Below are 20,599 nucleotides of genomic sequence, written 5' to 3'. Positions count from 1 at the left end.
AAGCCCTAGAAATTAATTTCTAGGGCTTTTATAATTTTAATTAAGTTCTTTAAAATAAAATACTGTTATAGTTTTAAAGATAAACTTAATATGAGTTGATCTGGTCTGGTGTCTATTCTGTCTCCTCCATTAATTAAGTTGTTGGAGTTTAGTATAGAAACTTCATTATCACTAAATCCTCTTTCATACCTTACGTCAACTCCTAAATTACCTAGGTTAACACCTACGCCTACGTTAAGACCTACGGTAAAGTCGTTATCTACATCGCCAATAGTTATACCATCATAATCTGTATCTAAAATATACTGGAAAGCAGGACCTGCAAATACGTTTACAGGGCCAATAACTTTTGCTCCAACTAAAACTGGTAAATCTAGTTTTTGCATTTTAAAATCTTCAGCATACCCAGATTTTAAAGATGTGTACACTAATTCTGGTCTTAAATACAAGTTGCCACCAGTTTGTGCAAAAATACCAAAGTGAAAACCTACATTTTTGTCAGGATCATTATATGCATCTTTTGCAGAGTCATAATAATCTCCGTTACCACCATAGTTTAAACCTCCTTTAATACCAAAACTTGCATCAGTTTGGGCAAAAGTTGTTAAACTTGCCAAAGCCATTGTAATTACTAAAAGTGTTTTTTTCATTTTAAAAGTGTTTTAAACAAAAAGAGAGCGACTGTAAAAAAACAATCACTCTCAATATGTTATTAATTAATATGTAAGTTAAGTATCAAAAACGATACCATTTCCTTACTTGCGTTCTATAACTTTTAAAACGGCTTTTTCTATAGCTTTATTGTCTAAACCGTATTTTTCCATTAATTGTGCAGGAGTACCACTTTCTCCAAAAGTATCGTTAGTACCAATAAATTCTTGCGGAGTTGGTTGGCTAGTTGCTAAAACACGAGCAACACTTTCTCCTAAACCACCTAAAACATTATGTTCTTCTGCAGTTACAATACAACCTGTTTTTTTAACAGAGTTAATAATTGCGTTAGCATCTAAAGGTTTTATTGTGTGCATATTTATAACTTCTGCAGAAATACCTTGGCTTTCTAAGTTTTCGGCAGCTACTAGAGCTTCCCAAACTAAGTGGCCTGTAGCAACAATAGTAACATCTGTACCTTCTGTTAAGTGTAAAGCTTTACCTATTTCAAATTTTTGATCTACAGGAGTAAAGTTAGCTACTTTTGGTCTTCCAAAACGTAAATAAACTGGGCCTTCATATTCTGCAATTGCAATGGTTGCTGCTTTTGTTTGGTTATAATCACAAGGGTTAATAACTACCATTCCTGGTAACATTTTCATTAATCCTATGTCTTCTAATATTTGGTGTGTAGCACCATCTTCACCTAGAGTAACACCAGCGTGAGAAGCACAAACTTTTACATTTTTACCAGAATAAGCTATAGATTGGCGTATTTGGTCATAAACTCTTCCTGTAGAAAAGTTTGCAAAAGTACCTGTAAAAGGTATTTTACCTCCAATAGTTAAACCTGCAGCAATACCCATCATATTAGCTTCAGCAATACCTATTTGAAAGAATCTCTCTGGATTTTCTTCTATAAATTTATCCATTTTAAGAGAACCAATTAAATCTGCACATAATGCAACAACATTAGGATTTGTTCTTCCTAATTCTGCTAAACCTGCACCAAAACCACTTCTAGTATCGTTTTTTCCTTGATCTATGTATTTTTTCATATCCTTTATGATTTTTCTCTGTGTAAGAGAAGGTAGATTTAATTTTTATTAGTAGTCTCCTAAAGTTTCAGGATTTTGTGCTAGTGCAGTCTCTAGTTGTTCATCACTAGGAGCTTTACCATGCCATGCGTGTGTGTGCATCATAAAATCTACACCATTACCCATAACTGTGTGTAATAAAACACAAATTGGTTTGCCATTACCTGTCATAGACTTCGCCTTTTTAAGACCAGCTATTACAGCTTCAAGGTTGTTACCTTCTTTAACATCTAAAACATCCCATCCAAAAGCTTCAAATTTAGCTCTAATGCTACCCATATTTAATACAGTGTCAGTAGAACCATCAATTTGTTGACCATTTAAATCTATAGTAGAAATTAAATTATCAACTTTATTGGCAGAAGCATACATCATAGCTTCCCAATTTTGACCTTCTTGTAACTCACCATCACCGTGTAAACTATACACAATGTTGCTGTCTTTGTTTAGTTTTTTAGCAAGTGCTGCACCAATAGCTACAGACATTCCTTGTCCTAATGATCCAGATGCTATACGCACACCAGGTAAACCTTCATGTGTAGTTGGGTGTCCTTGTAGTCTAGAATTAATTAGTCTAAAAGTGTTAAGCTCGTCTACAGGAAAATACCCGCTACGTGCTAATACACTATAGTAAACAGGAGAAATATGACCGTTAGATAAAAAGAAAAGGTCTTCACCTTTACCATCCATGTCAAATCCTTCGTTTAGTTCCATTAATTCATTGTACAGGGCTACAAAAAATTCTGCACAACCTAAAGAACCACCTGGGTGGCCAGAGTTTACTTTGTGCACCATTCTTAAAATATCCCTTCTCACTTGCGTGGTCAAATCTTGTAATTCTTCCAGTCTTGGCATTTTATATGTTGTGTTAATTCGCGTGTAAAAATAAGCTCTATCTTTTGCGTGTACAAGGCTAGTTATTATAATTTATTAACTACTTTATAATTAATACAGAACTTTATTTTTTTGTTGGCAATTTTTTGTAGATGAGTTGATTATATTTGCGGTTATAAATACTATAGTTTTTGAAATTTACATTAGAAAAAAAAGACCCGCAGAGTAAAGCACGTGCAGCTACAATGGTAACAGATCACGGTGTTATAGAAACACCTATTTTTATGCCAGTTGGTACAGTAGCTTCTGTTAAAGGGGTTCATCAGAGAGAATTAAAAGAAGAAATAAATCCAGATATTATTTTAGGAAATACATACCATTTGTATTTGCGTCCTAAATTAGATATACTTGAAGCTGCTGGTGGTTTGCACAAGTTTATGGGTTGGGATCGTAATATTTTAACAGATAGTGGTGGTTACCAAGTTTATTCTTTATCTGCTAATAGAAAAATAAAAGAAGAAGGTGTTAAGTTTAAATCTCATATAGATGGTTCTTACCACTTTTTTACTCCAGAAAACGTAATGGAAATTCAGCGTACCATTGGCGCAGATATTATTATGGCTTTTGATGAGTGTACACCTTACCCTTGCGATTATAATTATGCAAAGCGCTCTATGCATATGACGCACCGTTGGTTAGACCGTTGTATGAATCACTTAGAAAAATTACCTTTTAAATACGGATACGAACAAACATTTTTTCCTATTGTACAAGGTTCTACGTATAAGGATTTACGTAAACAATCTGCAGAGTATATTGCAAACGCAGGTGCAGAAGGTAATGCTATTGGCGGCTTGTCTGTAGGTGAACCAGCAGAAGAAATGTATGCAATGACAGAGGTTGTTTGCGATATTTTACCAGAAGAAAAACCAAGATATTTAATGGGTGTTGGTACACCAATTAATATTTTAGAGAATATTGCTTTAGGTGTAGATATGTTTGACTGTGTAATGCCAACGCGTAATGCGCGTAACGGTATGTTATTTACAGCACACGGTACTATTAATATTAAAAATAAAAAGTGGGAAGCAGATTTTTCTCCTATTGATGAAATGGGAATTACATTTGTAGACACAGAGTATACTAAAGCTTATTTACGTCATTTATTTGCTGCTAATGAGTATTTAGGTAAGCAAATTGCTACCATACATAATTTAGGTTTTTATTTATGGTTGACTCGTGAAGCTAGAAAGCATATTATTGCCGGAGATTTTACCGAATGGAAAAATATGATGGTAAAACAAATGGATAAAAGATTGTAATAGTTGAGTATATTAGATAAATACATATTAAAACGTTACCTGCTTACCTTTGCGGTAATGCTACTGTTATTTGTACCAATAGGTGTAATGCTAGATTTGGCAGAAAAAATAGCTAAAATGGTACGTAATGAGGCACCAACTATAGAGATTTTAAAGTATTATATGAACTTTATTATTTATATAGGTAGCTTATTATTTCCTATATTTTTGTTTTTATCTATCATCTTTTTTACATCTAAACTCGCCTCAAATACAGAAATTGTCGCAATATTAAGCTCAGGAGTTTCTTTTGGTAGGTTTTTAAGGCCTTATTTTATGGGTGCTACCATTATTGCTGTACTAATGTTTGTAATGGCAATGTTTATTGTCCCCAAAGCCAGTTTAGATTATCATGAGTTTATATTTAAGTACTTAAAAAAAGGTAAAAAGTTTCAGGAGACCAGTAATATTTATAATCAATTAAACGAAAACGAATTTCTTTACATTAGTAATTTTGACCCAAACAGACAGTTAGGGAGCAATTTTGTGTTAGAACATTTTAATGATGATGATAAATTAGCATATAAGCTTACAGCTTCTAGTATTAGATGGATACCAAAAGACACTGTTTATAGATTAACAGGTTTTACATCTAGAGTATTAAAAGAAGATATAGAAGTGGTTGAAAAGCAGAGTAGACTAGATACTATTTTTAATTTTAAAATAGATGATTTAACTCCTGTTAGTTACGTAGCTGAAACTAAAAATATTTTTGAGCTAAACGAGTTTATTGAAGATCAGCGTAAAAAAGGAGCATCAAACATAAATACATATGTAATGGCTAAGTATAAGCGTTGGGCATTACCTGTAAGTGCTTTTATACTAACTCTAATAGCAGTATCTGTTTCTTCAATAAAGCGTAGAGGGGGTATGGGGCTAAATTTAGCATTTGGAATTGTAATTGCCTTTGTTTACATATTTTTTGATAGAGTTTTTGCTATTCTTGCAGAAAAAGCAGGTTTGTCACCCTTAATAGCTATCATAATACCTAATGCAATATTTGCAATCATTGGCTTATTCTTGTTAAAAAATGCTAAGCGATAAATTTAAAAACTATCTACACTTACACTTTATTGTGTTTGTTTGGGGCTTTACAGCTGTATTAGGTAAATTAATAACTATAGGCGCGCTACCATTAGTTTGGTATCGTATGTTTTTTGCAGCTATTTTTGTGCTGCTATTTATATTGGTACGTAAAAACAGATTAAAAGTTAGTCGCAAAACATTATTGTTACTGCTTGGTACTGGTGTAATAATAGCCTTGCATTGGGTAACTTTTTTTTCCTCTATAAAAGTCTCTAATGTATCAGTAACATTAGCAACAATTTCTTCTGGGGCATTTTTTGCAGCTATTTTAGAACCAATTTGGTATAAACGTAAAGTTATTTGGTATGAGATTGTTTTTGGACTTGTGGTTATTGGAGGTTTAGGCTTAATATTTAATATTGATGCATCATATAAAGAAGGTATTATACTGGCATTAATTTCTGCATTTTTAGCCACAGTTTTTTCTTTAATGAATGGTAAGCTTATTAAAGAGCACAAACCTTCAATTATTTCTTTTTATGAACTTGGAGCAGGTGTAGTGTTTTTATCAATTTATATGCTTTTTCAAGGTAATTTAGAACAAGTAAGTTTTAAACTATCAACATCAGATTGGATTTACATTCTAATACTTGCATCATTTTGTACAGCTTACGCATTTATTGCATCGGTTAAAATAATGAAATTTTTAAGTCCGTACACTGTAATGCTAACTACAAACCTAGAGCCTGTTTACGGTATTTTATTGGCGTTTATAATTTTTGGAGATAGTGAAAAAATGGACCCTATGTTTTATTTAGGAGCATTTATTATTTTAATAACAGTAATTGCAAATGGTATTTTAAAAAATAGAACGGCCAAAAAGAATTTAAAAGCCGCTAACAAGCAAGTAGTTGTTTAACTTTTTAAGGTTATAAACTATCTTTGTTGATATCTACCAAAGTTTATTGCTGCTAATTTTATGGATTACATTATTTTTGCGTCAAAGCAAAAAAGTATGAGTTCATCTAATAGCGAAAGATATAACCAAAGAGGAGTTTCTGCATCTAAAGAAGATGTACATAATGCAATTAAGAATATAGATAAAGGTCTTTTTCCTAAAGCGTTTTGTAAAATTGTTCCAGATTACTTAACTGGCGATAAAGATCACTGCTTGGTAATGCACGCAGATGGTGCAGGTACAAAATCGTCTTTAGCATATATGTATTGGAAAGAAACAGGAGATATTTCTGTTTGGAAAGGCATAGCACAAGATGCTTTAATTATGAATATTGATGACCTTATATGTGTTGGAGCAACAGATAATATAATGTTATCTTCTACCATAGGAAGAAATAAAAATTTAATTCCAGGAGAAGTTTTGTCTGCTATTATAAATGGTACAGAAGAACTTATTGAAGATTTAAAAAATCACGGAATAGTAATACATTCTACAGGTGGTGAAACGGCAGATGTAGGTGATTTGGTACGTACAATAATTGTAGACTCTACTGTAACAGCAAGGCTTAATAAAAAAGATGTTATAGATAATGCTAACATTAAAGATGGCGATGTTATTGTAGGTTTAGAGTCTTTTGGACAAGCAACATATGAAACCGAGTATAATGGTGGTATGGGAAGTAACGGACTTACCTCTGCAAGACACGATGTGTTTTCTAAATACTTAGCAGAAAAATACCCAGAGAGTTTTGATGCTGCTGTACCTGAAGATTTGGTATATTCTGGCGCTGTTAAATTAACAGATGCTGTAGAAAACTCTCCAATAGATGCAGGTAAATTGGTGTTGTCACCAACTAGAACGTATGCACCTATTATTAAAAAAATATTAGAAAAGTATAATGCAGCAGACATACATGGTATGGTGCATTGTAGTGGAGGAGCACAAACAAAAATTTTACACTTTGTAGATAATTTACACATTGTAAAAGACAACCTTTTTCCTGTGCCACCTTTATTTAAATTAATACAAGAACAGTCTAAAACAGATTGGAAAGAAATGTACCAAGTTTTTAACTGTGGTCACCGTATGGAGTTGTACGTAAACCCTGCAGTAGCAGAAGACTTAATTGCTATTTCTAAAAGTTTTGGTGTAGATGCTAAAATAGTTGGTAAAGTAGAGGCTAGTGCAACTAAAAAATTGACTATTACTAGTGAGTATGGAACTTTTGAGTACTAACTAACAACAATTTTCACCTTTTAATCGTTGTATTTATAAAACAACTAATTATGGAAAGAAAACAGTTTTTAAGAACCTTAGGAGCAGGAGCAGCTTTTGCTTTAACTTTTCCTTGTTTAGGAGGGTGTTCTAGTGATAGCGACAGTGAAGAAGGAGATAAGAAAGAAGTACCTACTAATGTAGATTTTACAATAGATTTGGAGTCTAGTGAAGCTTCTAATTTACAAAACAATGGAGGTTTTATTTTGAAGAATGATGTTGTTGTGGTTAAAAATTTAGAAGGTGAGTTTGTAGCTGCTACTCAAATTTGTAGTCACGAAAATTATGACCAAGTACGTTTTGCAGATGTAGATGGTGGTATTTTTTATTGTGACGTTCACGGCTCTAGATTTAGTCAAACTGGTGAGCCTTTAAACCAAGTAGATAGCAAAGCGGCAAAACCATTAAAAGTGTACCAAATAGCACTTACTGGTACTATGCTACGTGTATTTGAGTAGTTTGGCAATATTATTGTTTTTAAATTGATATGAAAAATTTAATATTAGTCTTTAGCTTATTGTTTTCTGGAATAATAACAGCACAAGAATGGAGTACTAGTTTTTCTGATGCAGTAAAAAAAGCAAAAGAAGAGCAGAAGCAAGTATTATTAGTTTTCTCGGGTTCAGACTGGTGCGCGCCTTGTATAAAGTTAGATGCTGAAATTTGGAAATCATCAGAATTTAAAAAATATGCAGAAGAACATCTAGTTCTTTACAGAGCAGATTTTCCTAGAAAAAAGAAAAATAGATTAGCTAAAGATGTAGAATTAGCCAACAAAGAATTAGCAGACACCTATAACCAACAAGGTTTTTTCCCGTTAGTACTACTTTTAGATGCAGATAAAAATATTTTAGGTAAAACGGGATATAAAAACGTTTCTCCATTAAAATATATAGCGCATTTGACTACTTTTGTTAAGTGAAAAAATTAGTATTCCCCCTGTTTTGTTTTTTCTTTATGCTTACAGTTGCACAAGAAAAGCATATTACTGCCCACAGAACTGTAAAATTAATGGGCAATAGATTTGATTTTACCATAGTAGCAAAAGAAACAGCTACAGCAAATGCATATATAGATGAATGTATTGCAGAGGTAAAAAGAGTAGAAAAAATTATTTCCTCTTGGGATGTAAATTCCCAAACCACACAAGTAAATAAAAATGCAGGTATTGCTCCTGTTAAAGTGGCACCAGAGCTTTTTGGTTTGGTAGAGCGCGCTATACAAATATCTAAGGTAACAGATGGCGCTTTTGATATTACATATGCGGCCTTAGACAATGTTTGGAAATTTAATATAAATATGGAGTATTTGCCTACAGACTCTCAGGTTGCAAACTCAATTGCAAATGTAGGCTACCAAAATATTATTTTAGATAAAGAAAAGCAAACCATTTTTTTATCAAAAAAAGGAATGAAAATAGGCTTTGGAGCTATAGGTAAAGGCTTTGCAGCAGATAAAGTAAAAGAGCTAATGATTGGCAAAGGTGTTGTTGGTGGTATAATTAACGCATCTGGAGATTTAACAACTTGGGGAACGCAAGTTAGTGGTAAAAAATGGTTGGTAGGTATTAGTAATCCGTTAGATGCAGATAAAATATTTTCTTGGTTACCAATTGTAGAGTCATCTGTGGCAACATCTGGTAATTATGAAAAATATATCATTTTTAAAGGAGAAAAGTACTCGCATATTATAGATCCTAGAACCGGTTGGCCTTCTAAGGGCGTAAAAAGTGTTTCTATTTTTGCTAAAAAAGCAGAACTGTGTGACGCACTTGCAACATCAATATTTGTAATGGGAGTAGAAACTGGCTTATCTGTAATAGAGCAACTAAAAGGTGTAGAAGTCATAATTGTAGACCAGAAAAACCAAATACATAAAAGTAAAGGCATTGCTTTTCAGAATAATTATTAAATTTAAAGTATGAAAAAATTATTCATTCTTTTTTGTTTAGCACTTTCTGCAACATCTTGCGTTACCGTAAAAGGGTATGATAAGGTATATCTTAATGATGAAGAAATGACCTTGGCGGCAAAAAACATAGAACGTTACGAAACTAATTTTCAGGTTTACAGGGAGTCTGCTTCAGGGGCAAATGGCGGTAAAACCGGTGGTGGCTGTGGCTGTAACTAATAAAAATTAAAGTAATGCAAAAGGTTTTTATACTATTAGCTATGTTGTTTTCTGTTGTTTTTTATGCGCAAGAAACAGAAGAAGCTACTTATACTAAGCGTGTTTTAGAAGAGACAGAAGTAGATTTACTTTTTAGTTATTATGACCAAGACGGTGATAATGCAGCTGTAAGTGGTGGCGAAGGTACACAAGAATTAACAGACGTAACATCTACAATTGTTGTAAAAATGCCTCTAAACAATGATGACGTACTTACTGTAGATGTTGGTATATCTGCGTATACGTCTGCTTCCTCTAGTAACGTAAACCCTTTTGATGGCGATGTAACAAAAAAAGCAAGTCCTTTTAGCGCATCATCTGGTGCATCTAAAAGTGATAAATTAGTGCACATTAAAGCAGGTTATGAGCATAGTTCTAAAGACCGAAACCAAATTGTAGGCGCAAACTTTTACGCTGCCAAGGAGTATGATTATAGTTCTTTAGGTTTAGGAGTTAGTTATGCATATTTATTCAACGAAAAAAATACAGAATTATCATTCTCTGGACAAGTATATTTAGATACTTGGAAACCTCAATATCCAACGGAATTAAGAACTGGTTTTTTTGATAATAGAATAACAGGCACAGGTACATACAACCCTAATTTTACAGCATTTACAGATAAAAACAGAAATACCTATTCTGTTTCTTTAGGTTTATCTCAAATACTAGGTAAAAAAGTGCAAGGCTCTTTATTTGCAGATGTTATTGTACAAAGCGGATTATTAAGTACACCTTTTCAACGGGTGTATTTTGGAGATGTAAATAATTTTTTTATAGATGATTTTCAATTAGCTGATGATGTAGAAATTTTACCAGACAATAGAGTTAAAATTCCAATAGGAGGTCGTTTAAATTATTATGTAAATGATGCATTAATAGTACGTACTTACTATCGTTTTTATACAGATGATTGGGGAGTAAGCTCTAATACAGCAAGTATAGAGTTGCCTATAAAGTTAAATAATGCCTTTACATTATATCCTACATATAGATTTTACAACCAAACGGCCGCAGATTATTTTTATGAAAAAGAAGCAGCTGTATCTACTTTAGATTATTACACATCAGATTATGACTTAAGTAAGTTTGTATCTCACCAATACGGTGCCGGATTGCGTTACAAAGATATTTTTGCAAAACAGAAGGTTTTTGGTTTTGGTTTAAAAGCTGTAGATGTAAGAGGTACAATGTATAATAGAGACAACGGACTAGACTCTTTTATAGTTAGTTTGGGTGCTACTTTTGTAAATATGAAGTAGTAAAAAGCTCTTTTTTATTGTCAACACTGTTTTGTTGTTTATAAATCTTTAAAAATATCGTAAATTCGCAGTCCAAGCGAAGCACGGATTATGATTGACAAATTAAATATAGTAAAACAACGTTTTGATGAGGTTTCGGATTTAATTATCCAACCAGATATTATATCAGATCAAAAACGCTATGTAGAGCTCAACAGAGAATACAAAGATCTTAAGAAGTTATGTGACAAAAGAGATGTTTATCTTGAGTACACAAACAATATAGAAGAAGCTAACGAAATTATAGCAGACGGAAGTGATGCTGAAATGGTAGAAATGGCCAAAATGCAGCTTGAAGAAGCTAAAGCAGGTTTACCTCCGTTAGAAGAAGAAATTAAACTATTGCTTATACCAAAAGATCCAGAAGATTCTAAAAATGTTGTGGTAGAGGTAAGAGCAGGTACTGGTGGAGATGAAGCTAGTATTTTTGCAGGTGATTTGTTTAGAATGTACACTAAGTATTGTGAGTCTAAAGGTTGGAAAACCAATGTTATAGATTTAAGTGATGGTACCAGTGGTGGTTATAAAGAAATTCAGTTTGAAGTTACAGGTGATGAGGTTTACGGTACATTAAAGTTTGAAGCTGGTGTACACCGTGTACAACGTGTGCCACAAACAGAAACTCAAGGTAGAGTGCATACAAGTGCAGCAACAGTAATGGTACTACCAGAAGCTGAAGATTTTGATGTGCAAATAGATCCTAAAGATGTTCGTATAGATTTCTTTTGTTCTTCTGGACCAGGTGGGCAGTCTGTAAACACAACTTATTCTGCAGTACGTTTAACTCACGTGCCAACAGGTTTAGTTGCGCAGTGTCAAGATCAAAAATCACAGCACAAAAACAAAGAAAAAGCATTTAGAGTATTACGTTCTAGATTGTATGATTTAGAATTGGCTAAAAAGCAAGAAGAGGATGCGGCTAAACGTAATTCACAGGTGAGTAGTGGAGACCGTTCTGCAAAAATTAGAACTTACAACTATCCACAAGGTAGGGTTACAGACCACAGAATTGGTTTAACTCTTTACGATTTGCAGAATATTATAAATGGTGATATTCAAAAAATTATAGATGAATTAAGACTGGTAGAAAATACAGAGAAATTAAAAGAAGCATCTGAAATTTTCTAATAAAACATAATTCTAATAAAAAGAAGAGATTTTGTACGTTGATATATTGAAGAATGAAGAAGTTCAGATTCAAAAAAAATCAATTACAAAATCTTTTTTTATACACTAAAGTCAAAAAAAACATAAAATGACAACAGAACAGTTAGTAGCACAAATACATAAAAAAAAATCTTTTTTGTGCATAGGTTTAGATGTAGACTTAACTAAAATTCCGCAGCATTTATTAAAAGAAGAAGATCCTATTTTTGCTTTTAACAAAGAAATTATAGATGCTACGCACCATTTATGTGTTGCCTACAAACCAAATACAGCTTTTTATGAAGCATATGGTATAAAAGGTTGGATGGCTTTAGAAAAAACAATAAAATACCTTAATACCAACTACCCAGAAATTTTTACTATAGCAGATGCTAAACGTGGAGACATAGGAAATACCTCTACAATGTATGCTAAAGCTTTTTTTGAGGACTTAGGGTTTGACTCGGTAACTATTGCGCCTTATATGGGAAAAGACTCTGTAGAGCCTTTTTTAGCCTTTACAGACAAGCATACAATATTATTAGCTTTAACATCTAACGCAGGTGCTTTTGACTACCAAACAAAGCTTGTAGATGGTAAAGAGTTATATAAACAAGTATTAGAGACCTCTAAAACATATAAAGGGGCTAAAAACTTAATGTATGTTGTTGGGGCAACTAAAGCAGAATATTTATCTGAAATTAGACAAATAATACCTGACAGTTTTTTGTTAGTACCAGGAGTAGGGGCACAAGGAGGTAACCTTGCTGATGTTTGTACTTATGGGATGAGTTCTAATGTAGGTTTATTAATAAACTCATCTAGAGGTATAATTTATGCTGGCGCCGATTTAAATTTTGCCGATAGCGCTGCAAAAAAAGCTCTAGAGTTACAACAGCAAATGAAAGTAGAGTTAGAAAAATTAAACTAATTTCTCTAAAGTTCTCCTTGTTTTAACAGCCTTTACTTGTAAAAACTCTGCCAACTTAGTGTTACTATTTCCTATCTGAGCAGCCATTTCTACAAAAGAATTGTATCTGCGTTCTAGAAGAGAAACCATATTTTCTTCGTTAGTTAAAGGAGTAGTTGTGCCTACTTTGCAATATTGATTTTTCATAGCTAATGTTTTGTTCTTTACAAAGATACGTTTCAATTAGGGGTTTTGGTTCACTGGAAAAGGGGTATACAGCTAATAAATAGGTTATTTATCTTTTTTTTAACTTTAATTTCTGAAAATCCTAACATTGTGATACAATCAACATATAAAATTCCTATTTTTACGTGCTTAAAGCATCATCAATCAATACAAAAATATATTGCTTAATTATACAACTTATAGACACAAAACTTCTGAGAAATGGGTTACGTTTATTCACGGAGCAGGAGGTAGTTCTTCTATCTGGTTTAAACAAGTAAGAGCATTTAGGAGTGAGTTTAATATACTACTTATAGACCTTAGAGGTCACGGTGGTTCTAAACACAGTTTTAAAGATGTGTATGATAAAAAGTACACCTTTAATTTTTTAACTGAAGATATTGTACAGGTACTAGAGTTTGAAAAAGTTGAAAAATCGCACTTTATAGGTATATCATTAGGTACAATTTTAATTAGAAACTTAGCAGAAAACTATCCAGAAAAGGTAGAGAGTATGGTATTGGGAGGTGCAATACTAAAATTAAACTTTAGATCGCAAGTATTAATGCGTTTAGGAACCATTTTTAAATCTGTTGTTCCTTATTTATGGTTGTACAAGTTTTTTGCGTTTGTAATAATGCCTAATAAGAACCATAAAGAGTCTAGATCTCTTTTTGTACGTGAAGCTAAGAAATTATACCAAAAAGAATTTATACGTTGGTTTAAGCTTACGGCAGACATAAATCCGTTGTTGCGTTTTTTTAGAACAAAAGATATAAAAATACCTGCGTTATACATTATGGGGCAAGAAGATTATATGTTTTTACCATCAATAAAAAAAGTAGTACAACAGCATAAGTCATCGGAACTGGTAGTAATTGAAGACTGCGGACACGTAGTAAATGTAGAGCAACCAGACGTTTTTAATGAAAAAGTTATAAAATATATAGCATCATTTTAAATACAAAATGCTATAAAAAACAAAAACCGGTGCTCCCACCGGTTTTAAACTAACTAACTCAAAAAAATACTAACTCAATTTTTTTACAAAAATCGAAAATTTTGTAATATCCACGGTTAACTAAACATTAATAATAAGTTAGATAACGCGTTTCATATTTAGATAACGTCCTTATTTTTAGATTATTGTAAAAGAGTAAAAAAAATTAGTAATATTTTTAATCTTGTAGGGCAAATACTTTTTTAAGAAGATCTGTAGACCTAGAAGACACTTTGTTTCTTATTTCTTTTTCTTCAACAGCAATCATTGTAAATACACCTTCTAAAGCTTGTTGTGTAACATAGTCTGTTAAATCTGGATTTACAGGTTGTACCAATGGTATGTTGTTGTATTTAGTAATTAATTGTGTCCAAATTTTATCTGCACCAACTTTAGAAAAAGAGCTTTTAATTACAGGGTTAAATTTATTGTATAATGCCGTTTCTGTATTTGCAGTTAAATATTGTGTGGCAGCATTATCAGAACCAATTAATATATTTTTAGCATCTGTAAAGCTCATATTTGTTATCGCATTTACAAAAATAGGAGTAGCCTCACCAACAGCATCTTCTGCAGCTCTGTTAATAGCTTTTAAACCTTCGTCTGCTAAATTACCTAACCCAATTTTACGTAAAGTGTTATCTACTTTTTGTAATTCTTCTGGTAGTAATATTTTTACAAGTTCATTTTTATAGTAGCCATCTTTAAGAGTAAGCTTGCTAACTTGTTTTTGTACACCTTGGTTAAGTGCTGCGGTTAAGCCATTTGCAATTTCTTGGTTGCTTAATACAGCTCCGCTTTGTGGTAATTGATTAACTACTTGTTGTAACTCTGCACAACTAACTAAGCTAAAAATAGCAAAAAGTAATAGTAATTTTTTCATAATGTAATGGTTTGTGTTTTTTACTGTCCCATATTAAGGAGGTACAAAAGTAATAAAAGCCTTGAGTTTTATATCTTTTTTTGTCTTTTTTTAACCTTAATTATAAAGTCTTATAATTTCACCATTACGTTTTCCTTTTACGCTCCTAACATAAGCACCAACTAACTTGTTCATAGATATTGGCATATTACCAGGAAAAAAATCTTTGTACTTTTCATAAGCGTCTTCTACAACATTAGCAGACACGGCATTAACTCTTATTCCGTTCTCTATTTCTAATGCTACAGCCATAACAAAGCTATGTATAGCTCCGTTAACCATAGCTGCACTGGTTGTTTTAGCTACAGGATCATCTGCTAAAATACCTGTAGTTAAGGTAATAGAGCCATTTTTATTTAAATAGCTTTTACCTATACGTACAAGGTTTACTTGTCCCATTAGTTTGCTATTAAGTCCAATATGGTAATCCTCTTCGGTTAAGTTATTAAATGTATCCCATTTGGCTTCACCTGCAATAGATATTATAGCATCTAGTTTTCCTATTTTAGCAAACATTTCTTTTATAGAGTTGCTATTGGCAATATCAACAGTTATATCACCACTTGTTCTACCAGCAACAAGTACCTCTGCTTCATTTTTAAAGTGTGCTGTTACTTTTTTACCAATTGTTCCGTTACCACCAATAATTAGAATTTTCATATCAATATATTTATAATTACACATTTCTTTTTTGTCTGTGTGTATTGCTTTTTCGTTTTTTATAAATTGTTAGTGTGGCTATTATACTCCATAATAAATTAGTTACAAATGGCGGATTTGCATTGTAATAGTAACAGTTTAAAGCAATAAAAAGTCCGCCTATTAAATTAAGATACTTACCGTAGTCTAAATACTTTACATTTTCTATAAGGGTAAGTGCATAAGCTAAAATAATTAATACAGATCCTGACCAACCTAATATATCTATTGTTAATTTCATTTTATATATTGTTATATCTATATATGTCTATATGATAAAGTAAAAAAATACTAACTAATAAAGTTAGTATACTCTTTAACAGTTTTTTCATTACGCTTAAAATAAGCCCATTTACCGTGCTTGGTAAGTATTAACAACCCACATTTTTCCATATTTGTTAAATAGGTAGATATTGTAGATTGAGATAATCCAGATTTTTCTTGAATATAAGTTACACAAACCCCGTCATTAAAATGTTTTAAGGTTTCGTGAGGTGGAAAATTAGCTTCAGGTTTTTTTAACCATTCCATAATTTGAACTCTGGTTTGGTTAGATAAGCATTTACCTATTTCTGTGGCTAATTTTACATTCATACCTCAAATATATCTATAATTCTAGATATATAAAAATGAGAAGTGTAGTTTAAACAGTATTTTAACAAATAGGTTCCCAGTAGTTTGCGTGTAGTAAAAAGTTTTTAAACGTAATAGTTTTAGGTTTGTCTCCCTTTTCTTTTATATAAAATGCAGCTTTTTCTTTATCCCAACCTAAAATTATATAACTGTGTTTTATACTTAAATAAGATTGATAAATATTTTTTAACTCTTCAAGTGTAGATGAAAGTTCTTTGGTGTTAGAAAAACTTTTGTTTGTTATACTAGTTTTAATAATTTTTAGATCGTGTGCATTTATACTGTCTAAAGTACCTAATATTAGGTGGTCTAATGTTTCATCATTTTTAATACTATTTACAATCTCTTTAATTGTGGATATAGATTTTGGATTAGCATTGTTTTGATCATAATTAAATACCCAAGCACTTTTTTTATCTACGTTTAACCCAAAAGGTATAAGTTCTGGTGTAACTTTGGTATCTGTACCTTCTCTTGGTATGGTAAAGTTTAAATAAAAAGCAGGACTTTTTAAAAATGGAATTATTTGAGCAGAAGAAAAACTATTAAAGCCAAAATTATCTGGTAAAATTGAAGATATTTCTTGGTTAGAGCTTACACTTTTTGTCCAGTTACAAGTTTCTTCATTTGTTTGCAGAAATGTGTAGTTTTTGTTAGAGTCTTTGTAAGCTGCAACTATGGCACTACAGTAGCAACCACAAGTAGGGTAGGTACCGCAAATTTCTAAGTAACCGTTTTTAGCATCATCTATAATATCTAAATTTTTTTTCTCTTCTTTATTTAGATCCTGAAAATTAGAATAACAACTTTTTACTTTTTGCCAAAGAACTTTATTTAAATCAATTTTTGTTTGAGAATAAATAGTGTTGGTAAGTAGTATAGCTAAAAGAGTAATAACAATTTTTTTCATAGAGTCTAAATTAATTACACTTGTATTTTATTTAAAAGTAGACAATTTTAGCTCTATTTAAAAACGTCTGTATATTTTATGGTAACCTTTCTTAGATTTTCAGACAGTGTTTTTAACCAAACCAATTGGTTAGATATTAAGTGGGACTCTTGTAGATTTAGCAAAGTGTCTTTATCTATTTTTGTTTTTCCGGCTTCAATATCTTTATCTCTAGCTAAGGCTAAGGCATCAAAATCTTTAATAAGTTTTTGTTGTGCTTTGTCTACTTTTAACTCTTCTTCAACTGCAGTAAAGTTTACTTTTTCTAATGTTAAAGCCGAATTTTTTAATGAAGTATTTATACTAGAAACAATAATATCAAACTCCTTAGAAGCAGGAGTAGTCTTGTGGTTTAAAATGTAACTTCCTATAGACGCAATAGCAGATAACATTGTATGGTTAAGCGTAACAATGTCATAAATTAAAACAGATTCTTTTTGTTTAGATTTTGGATCTTGTGTTAACCTTTGGAAAGCAGCATTTAAATTACTCATAGCCAAAAAAGCTTCTTTTCTATAAACCTTATATTCTAAAGTGTTGGTTTCTTTATTTTGATATAACTTTTTTGTTGCCTCTAAATAATCTCTATTAGACAATATTACTTTTAAAATTACAGTATCTAAGTTTTTATACTCCCAACTAGGAAAAACGACATAATTTGCAAGTAAAGCAATGCCAGCCCCAATAACAGTATCTATTACGCGGTACTGAATTACAGAAAAAGCGTTGGGGTCTAATAATGCATATACAAAAACAATGTTTAAAGTAATAAAAGCTGCCCCAGCTTTGTAACTCTGCTGTATTAATGAAAAGGCAAATGTTAAAGATATTACGGCTAATACCATATAAACTATAGTATTTTGTGTAACAAGTATTATAAGTGTGGCAATTACGGCACCAATTATAGTTCCTATAATTCGGTTTTTAGAGCGCTCTTTGGTTAACCCATAATTGGGTCTCATAATTACAATTATGGTAAGCACTATCCAATAGGCATTTTTTAGATCTAAAATACTACCAATTAAAAAACCAAAAACAATAGCTAAAGACAAGCGCAGAGCGTGCCTTAACATTGGAGATTTAAAACTAAAATGCTGTAAAAGAATATTAAATTTGTACTCTTGCAGCGTTAAAAACTTTTTAGATTCTTGTGTTTTTGGTAAAACCTTATCAGCATTTTCTGAGTTGCTTAATACACGTCTAATAGCTTTAATTTCTGCTAAAAGTTGTTTTTGGTAATCGTATAAATTACGTAATGTAATAGCACCGTCTCTAGCTTTTGGCAATTTTACCTCTGCCACAAAAGCATTTATAGACTTGTTACACTCCTTAAAAGTTTTATTTAATATGGCTATCTCTGGTAACTTATCTTTTTTAAGTAGTAGTTCTGATAATGTAATAAGATGATTTCCCATTACTTTATTCATTTTTTTAAACGACTTAATATGATGTTTTTGAAGCTCAAAAAGAGAATCTATTTTAGAATAATCTAGATTATTAGCAAGAGCAAGTTCAAAAATGTCTACCAGCGAAATAAAAATTAGTAATCTTTTTTCGTTTGATAAAGACCTGCCAGAACGCTTACGATCTTTTAATAAAAGCTCTCTTAGCGTTTCGTGTTTTTCACTTATCTGTGTTTGTATAACAAGTGCTTTTGTAGAGAATTTATCTCTTTTTGCAGGCTTAGTTAAAAGTTTGGCTCTTATTTTTAAATACTTACCGGTAAGCGCAGAAGTGTCTGATAATAATTGATCTACATCTTTTTTAGGGGAAATCCACCCAGAAATTAAGGATACAAATAAATACCACAATCCACCAATGCCAAGTAAACCAACGTGTTGCCAAATTTCACTAGCTTCTGGTTTTTTAACAGCCAATCCTAAAACAATAGCAAGTAAACCAGAAAAAGAGACCAAAGAAGCTCTAAAACCGTAAGCAGAAATTAAAGCAATTATAAAACTTAATATTGTAATAGAAATAAGCAGTACTACAAAAATAGGTTTTGTAAAAAGTATAATAGTAGTAACTAACATTGTTAGTACTATGCCAATTAAAATGCCGTTTATTTTACGTTTTAAACTACCAGGAACATCACTTGGCGCATTTAAAAAAGCACCTAAAACAATTGATGGCGCGTATTCCATTTGTCCAATTGCGTAAAAAAATACTAAAGGAATAACAACAGATATAGTTAGTACAATGCCTCTATAAAAGCTAGACCCTTTTAAAAAGAGTTCAATGGTTTTTAAATAAGAGGTAATCTTTTTTTGCATTGTAGACAAAGATAGTCTAATTGTTTTTAGCTATTTTACCTATTATGTTAGCTAAATGTATACAAACTATTAGGTTTATAATATTACAATTATAGGTAGTGTATGTTTATAAAAAACACCCTAAAAAAAATATCTAGAGTGTTACTTTAAAGGCTATAAATTTTTAGCTAAATCTGTTAATTTATGTATTACTGTTGTAGGCTCTATTCCCCAAGGATCCATAATAGCATCTGGCGTACGTTGTACCCAAGCAGAATGAATACCAAACATTTTAGAGCCAATAACATCAAAATTATTGCTAGATATTAACCAGCTTTCCTCTTTTTTAGAGTTTGTAGTTTCTAAAAAGTAGTCATACACAATAGGGCTAGGCTTAAACATTTGCACATTTTCTACACTAATTACAGCTTCAAAATAATGAATAATATTAGCGGTGGTAAGTAATTTTGTAACAGCCTCTTTACTACCATTAGAAAAAGCAAATAAACGGTGACCAGCATTTTTTAACTCCTCTAAACCATTTGCAACATCATCAAAAACAGGTAATGTTTTATACTCGTTTAATAGTGCTTTTTTTTGGTCACAACTTAAGTCTATTACAAACTTTTTACAAGCGTAGTTAAGTGCGTTGTCTGTACATACAGAAAAATCAGTATACTTATTCATTAAGCCACGCCTAAAAGAATACTCTAATTGCTTGTCTCGCCAGGTATCCATAAAAGATTTAGCTACATTTTTGTCAATTAGTTTTTCTAGTGAAGCAAGTACAGCAGATGTATTTATAAGAGTGCCGTAAACATCAAAAGCTAAAGTAAATTTCATAATTAATTTTTTGCTAATTCAATTTTATTAACTGTAAACTCCATATCAGAAATATTTGCGGTTACCTCATTTATTCTAGAGTTGGTATAATATAAATATCCATTGTATATACTAAAGGTGTCTGCCCATTTTACAGCATCACCCTTAAGCAAAGTATGTATGCTACCGTCTGGTTTACGATACATAATTTTATTGTGTTCTAAATCTGCGTAATATAAGTTTCCATTTTGGTCAAAAATCATTCCGTCAGGAGCAGATGTTTTAGCTTCAAAAGTTACTTCTTTTTCTAAAGCAACACTATCTTTTAAAATTAGTGCAGCAGTAGGTATGCTATATAAACTATACCCT

The 20,599-nt window shown here is 31.7% G+C and carries 23 protein-coding genes and 1 pseudogene; 12 read left to right on the top strand and 12 right to left on the bottom strand.

What is annotated here, in order from left to right; translation table 11 throughout:
- Positions 1 to 65: 65 nt before the first annotated feature.
- The 3 genes from ABJD66_RS15065 to ABJD66_RS15055 all read right to left on the bottom strand — a co-directional run bounded on the left by ABJD66_RS15065 (position 66) and on the right by ABJD66_RS15055 (position 2,603).
- Positions 66 to 650 (bottom strand): outer membrane beta-barrel protein, encoded by a 585-nt coding sequence (locus ABJD66_RS15065; protein ID WP_100895252.1) that lies wholly within the window; start codon positions 648 to 650, stop codon positions 66 to 68.
- Positions 651 to 755: 105 nt separating this feature from the next.
- Positions 756 to 1,709, bottom strand: coding sequence for a transketolase family protein (locus tag ABJD66_RS15060; protein WP_100895253.1), 954 nt, complete (start codon positions 1,707 to 1,709; stop codon positions 756 to 758).
- 48 nt (positions 1,710 to 1,757) lie between these two features.
- Positions 1,758 to 2,603: a transketolase gene (locus ABJD66_RS15055; protein ID WP_303545598.1), complete on the bottom strand. Its 846-nt coding sequence runs from the start codon at positions 2,601 to 2,603 to the stop codon at positions 1,758 to 1,760.
- 170 nt (positions 2,604 to 2,773) lie between these two features.
- On the opposite strand from ABJD66_RS15055, the gene tgt reads away from it, so the two are divergent.
- From tgt to pyrF, 11 genes are all read left to right on the top strand, one after another.
- The gene (tgt, locus tag ABJD66_RS15050) at positions 2,774 to 3,904 is read left to right on the top strand and encodes a tRNA guanosine(34) transglycosylase Tgt (protein WP_100895255.1); all 1,131 of its coding nucleotides are present in this window, start codon (positions 2,774 to 2,776) and stop codon (positions 3,902 to 3,904) included.
- A gap of 3 nt (positions 3,905 to 3,907) precedes the next feature.
- A complete protein-coding gene (locus tag ABJD66_RS15045; protein ID WP_100895256.1) occupies positions 3,908 to 4,987 on the top strand; it encodes an LptF/LptG family permease in 1,080 nt (359 codons plus the stop codon).
- Complete coding sequence (locus tag ABJD66_RS15040) at positions 4,974 to 5,888, top strand: EamA family transporter (protein ID WP_348133139.1); 915 nt, start codon at positions 4,974 to 4,976, stop codon at positions 5,886 to 5,888. Before ABJD66_RS15045 ends, ABJD66_RS15040 begins: the two co-directional genes overlap by 14 nt.
- A 96-nt stretch (positions 5,889 to 5,984) precedes the next feature.
- A complete protein-coding gene (locus ABJD66_RS15035) occupies positions 5,985 to 7,163 on the top strand; it encodes an AIR synthase related protein (protein ID WP_348133136.1) in 1,179 nt (392 codons plus the stop codon).
- Positions 7,164 to 7,213: 50 nt separating this feature from the next.
- A complete protein-coding gene (locus tag ABJD66_RS15030) occupies positions 7,214 to 7,660 on the top strand; it encodes a Rieske 2Fe-2S domain-containing protein (protein WP_348133133.1) in 447 nt (148 codons plus the stop codon).
- 29 nt (positions 7,661 to 7,689) lie between these two features.
- Positions 7,690 to 8,124: a thioredoxin family protein gene (locus ABJD66_RS15025; RefSeq protein WP_348133130.1), complete on the top strand. Its 435-nt coding sequence runs from the start codon at positions 7,690 to 7,692 to the stop codon at positions 8,122 to 8,124.
- Between the two features lie 35 nt (positions 8,125 to 8,159).
- Positions 8,160 to 9,113 carry an FAD:protein FMN transferase gene (locus tag ABJD66_RS15020; RefSeq protein WP_348133193.1) on the top strand — a complete coding sequence of 318 codons (954 nt, stop codon included), beginning with the start codon at positions 8,160 to 8,162 and terminating at the stop codon, positions 9,111 to 9,113.
- A gap of 9 nt (positions 9,114 to 9,122) precedes the next feature.
- Positions 9,123 to 9,332 (top strand): DUF4266 domain-containing protein, encoded by a 210-nt coding sequence (locus tag ABJD66_RS15015; RefSeq protein WP_100895261.1) that lies wholly within the window; start codon positions 9,123 to 9,125, stop codon positions 9,330 to 9,332.
- A 14-nt stretch (positions 9,333 to 9,346) separates the two neighbouring features.
- A complete protein-coding gene (locus ABJD66_RS15010) occupies positions 9,347 to 10,633 on the top strand; it encodes a DUF3570 domain-containing protein (RefSeq protein ID WP_348133126.1) in 1,287 nt (428 codons plus the stop codon).
- 90 nt (positions 10,634 to 10,723) lie between these two features.
- On the top strand, positions 10,724 to 11,800 hold the full coding sequence (gene prfA / locus ABJD66_RS15005; RefSeq protein WP_348133123.1) for a peptide chain release factor 1: 1,077 nt from the start codon (positions 10,724 to 10,726) through the stop codon (positions 11,798 to 11,800).
- A gap of 127 nt (positions 11,801 to 11,927) precedes the next feature.
- Positions 11,928 to 12,749, top strand: a complete 822-nt coding sequence (pyrF, locus tag ABJD66_RS15000; RefSeq protein ID WP_100895264.1) for an orotidine-5'-phosphate decarboxylase — start codon at positions 11,928 to 11,930, stop codon at positions 12,747 to 12,749.
- On the opposite strand, the gene ABJD66_RS14995 is transcribed toward pyrF, so the two are convergent.
- Entirely contained in the window at positions 12,741 to 12,935 is a 195-nt protein-coding gene (locus ABJD66_RS14995) for a hypothetical protein (RefSeq protein WP_100895265.1), read from the bottom strand. The two genes, pyrF and ABJD66_RS14995, sit on opposite strands and share 9 nt — an antisense overlap.
- 199 nt (positions 12,936 to 13,134) lie before the next feature.
- On the opposite strand from ABJD66_RS14995, the gene ABJD66_RS14990 reads away from it, so the two are divergent.
- Complete coding sequence (locus tag ABJD66_RS14990) at positions 13,135 to 13,914, top strand: alpha/beta hydrolase (RefSeq protein WP_348133118.1); 780 nt, start codon at positions 13,135 to 13,137, stop codon at positions 13,912 to 13,914.
- Between the two features lie 217 nt (positions 13,915 to 14,131).
- On the opposite strand, the gene ABJD66_RS14985 is transcribed toward ABJD66_RS14990, so the two are convergent.
- The 8 genes and pseudogenes from ABJD66_RS14985 to ABJD66_RS14950 form a co-directional block, all read right to left on the bottom strand.
- Positions 14,132 to 14,836 carry a DUF4197 domain-containing protein gene (locus ABJD66_RS14985; protein ID WP_348133115.1) on the bottom strand — a complete coding sequence of 235 codons (705 nt, stop codon included), beginning with the start codon at positions 14,834 to 14,836 and terminating at the stop codon, positions 14,132 to 14,134.
- A gap of 96 nt (positions 14,837 to 14,932) precedes the next feature.
- Positions 14,933 to 15,535 carry a short chain dehydrogenase gene (locus ABJD66_RS14980; RefSeq protein WP_348133112.1) on the bottom strand — a complete coding sequence of 201 codons (603 nt, stop codon included), beginning with the start codon at positions 15,533 to 15,535 and terminating at the stop codon, positions 14,933 to 14,935.
- 16 nt (positions 15,536 to 15,551) lie between these two features.
- The gene (locus tag ABJD66_RS14975; RefSeq protein ID WP_348133109.1) at positions 15,552 to 15,815 is read right to left on the bottom strand and encodes a hypothetical protein; all 264 of its coding nucleotides are present in this window, start codon (positions 15,813 to 15,815) and stop codon (positions 15,552 to 15,554) included.
- A gap of 50 nt (positions 15,816 to 15,865) precedes the next feature.
- Positions 15,866 to 16,168: an ArsR family transcriptional regulator gene (locus ABJD66_RS14970; protein WP_100895270.1), complete on the bottom strand. Its 303-nt coding sequence runs from the start codon at positions 16,166 to 16,168 to the stop codon at positions 15,866 to 15,868.
- Positions 16,169 to 16,229: 61 nt separating this feature from the next.
- Positions 16,230 to 17,117 (bottom strand): hypothetical protein, encoded by an 888-nt coding sequence (locus ABJD66_RS14965; RefSeq protein ID WP_348133106.1) that lies wholly within the window; start codon positions 17,115 to 17,117, stop codon positions 16,230 to 16,232.
- Between the two features lie 53 nt (positions 17,118 to 17,170).
- A complete protein-coding gene (locus tag ABJD66_RS14960; RefSeq protein ID WP_348133103.1) occupies positions 17,171 to 19,429 on the bottom strand; it encodes an FUSC family membrane protein in 2,259 nt (752 codons plus the stop codon).
- A gap of 153 nt (positions 19,430 to 19,582) precedes the next feature.
- Entirely contained in the window at positions 19,583 to 20,251 is a 669-nt protein-coding gene (locus tag ABJD66_RS14955) for a haloacid dehalogenase type II (RefSeq protein WP_348133100.1), read from the bottom strand.
- Positions 20,252 to 20,253: 2 nt separating this feature from the next.
- Positions 20,254 to 20,599: pseudogene (locus ABJD66_RS14950) on the bottom strand (hypothetical protein); the annotation flags it as partial.

The organism is Cellulophaga sp. (assembly GCF_039943695.1).
Lineage (GTDB): Bacteria > Bacteroidota > Bacteroidia > Flavobacteriales > Flavobacteriaceae > Cellulophaga.
This window is presented reverse-complemented; position numbering and strand designations above follow the sequence as displayed.

Bases quoted from the DNA above. Each gene is read 5' to 3' on its own strand.
- ABJD66_RS15065 (WP_100895252.1), bottom strand. From the start codon at position 650: ATGAAAAAAACACTTTTAGTAATTACAATGGCTTTGGCAAGTTTAACA.
- ABJD66_RS15060 (WP_100895253.1), bottom strand. From the start codon at position 1,709: ATGAAAAAATACATAGATCAAGGAAAAAACGATACTAGAAGTGGTTTT.
- ABJD66_RS15055 (WP_303545598.1), bottom strand. From the start codon at position 2,603: ATGCCAAGACTGGAAGAATTACAAGATTTGACCACGCAAGTGAGAAGG.
- ABJD66_RS15040 (WP_348133139.1), top strand. From the start codon at position 4,974: ATGCTAAGCGATAAATTTAAAAACTATCTACACTTACACTTTATTGTG.
- ABJD66_RS15035 (WP_348133136.1), top strand. From the start codon at position 5,985: ATGAGTTCATCTAATAGCGAAAGATATAACCAAAGAGGAGTTTCTGCA.
- ABJD66_RS15030 (WP_348133133.1), top strand. From the start codon at position 7,214: ATGGAAAGAAAACAGTTTTTAAGAACCTTAGGAGCAGGAGCAGCTTTT.
- ABJD66_RS15025 (WP_348133130.1), top strand. From the start codon at position 7,690: ATGAAAAATTTAATATTAGTCTTTAGCTTATTGTTTTCTGGAATAATA.
- ABJD66_RS15020 (WP_348133193.1), top strand. From the start codon at position 8,160: ATGCTTACAGTTGCACAAGAAAAGCATATTACTGCCCACAGAACTGTA.
- ABJD66_RS15015 (WP_100895261.1), top strand. From the start codon at position 9,123: ATGAAAAAATTATTCATTCTTTTTTGTTTAGCACTTTCTGCAACATCT.
- ABJD66_RS15010 (WP_348133126.1), top strand. From the start codon at position 9,347: ATGCAAAAGGTTTTTATACTATTAGCTATGTTGTTTTCTGTTGTTTTT.
- prfA (WP_348133123.1), top strand. From the start codon at position 10,724: ATGATTGACAAATTAAATATAGTAAAACAACGTTTTGATGAGGTTTCG.
- pyrF (WP_100895264.1), top strand. From the start codon at position 11,928: ATGACAACAGAACAGTTAGTAGCACAAATACATAAAAAAAAATCTTTT.
- ABJD66_RS14995 (WP_100895265.1), bottom strand. From the start codon at position 12,935: ATGAAAAATCAATATTGCAAAGTAGGCACAACTACTCCTTTAACTAAC.
- ABJD66_RS14985 (WP_348133115.1), bottom strand. From the start codon at position 14,836: ATGAAAAAATTACTATTACTTTTTGCTATTTTTAGCTTAGTTAGTTGT.
- ABJD66_RS14980 (WP_348133112.1), bottom strand. From the start codon at position 15,535: ATGAAAATTCTAATTATTGGTGGTAACGGAACAATTGGTAAAAAAGTA.
- ABJD66_RS14975 (WP_348133109.1), bottom strand. From the start codon at position 15,815: ATGAAATTAACAATAGATATATTAGGTTGGTCAGGATCTGTATTAATT.
- ABJD66_RS14970 (WP_100895270.1), bottom strand. From the start codon at position 16,168: ATGAATGTAAAATTAGCCACAGAAATAGGTAAATGCTTATCTAACCAA.
- ABJD66_RS14965 (WP_348133106.1), bottom strand. From the start codon at position 17,117: ATGAAAAAAATTGTTATTACTCTTTTAGCTATACTACTTACCAACACT.
- ABJD66_RS14960 (WP_348133103.1), bottom strand. From the start codon at position 19,429: ATGCAAAAAAAGATTACCTCTTATTTAAAAACCATTGAACTCTTTTTA.
- ABJD66_RS14955 (WP_348133100.1), bottom strand. From the start codon at position 20,251: ATGAAATTTACTTTAGCTTTTGATGTTTACGGCACTCTTATAAATACA.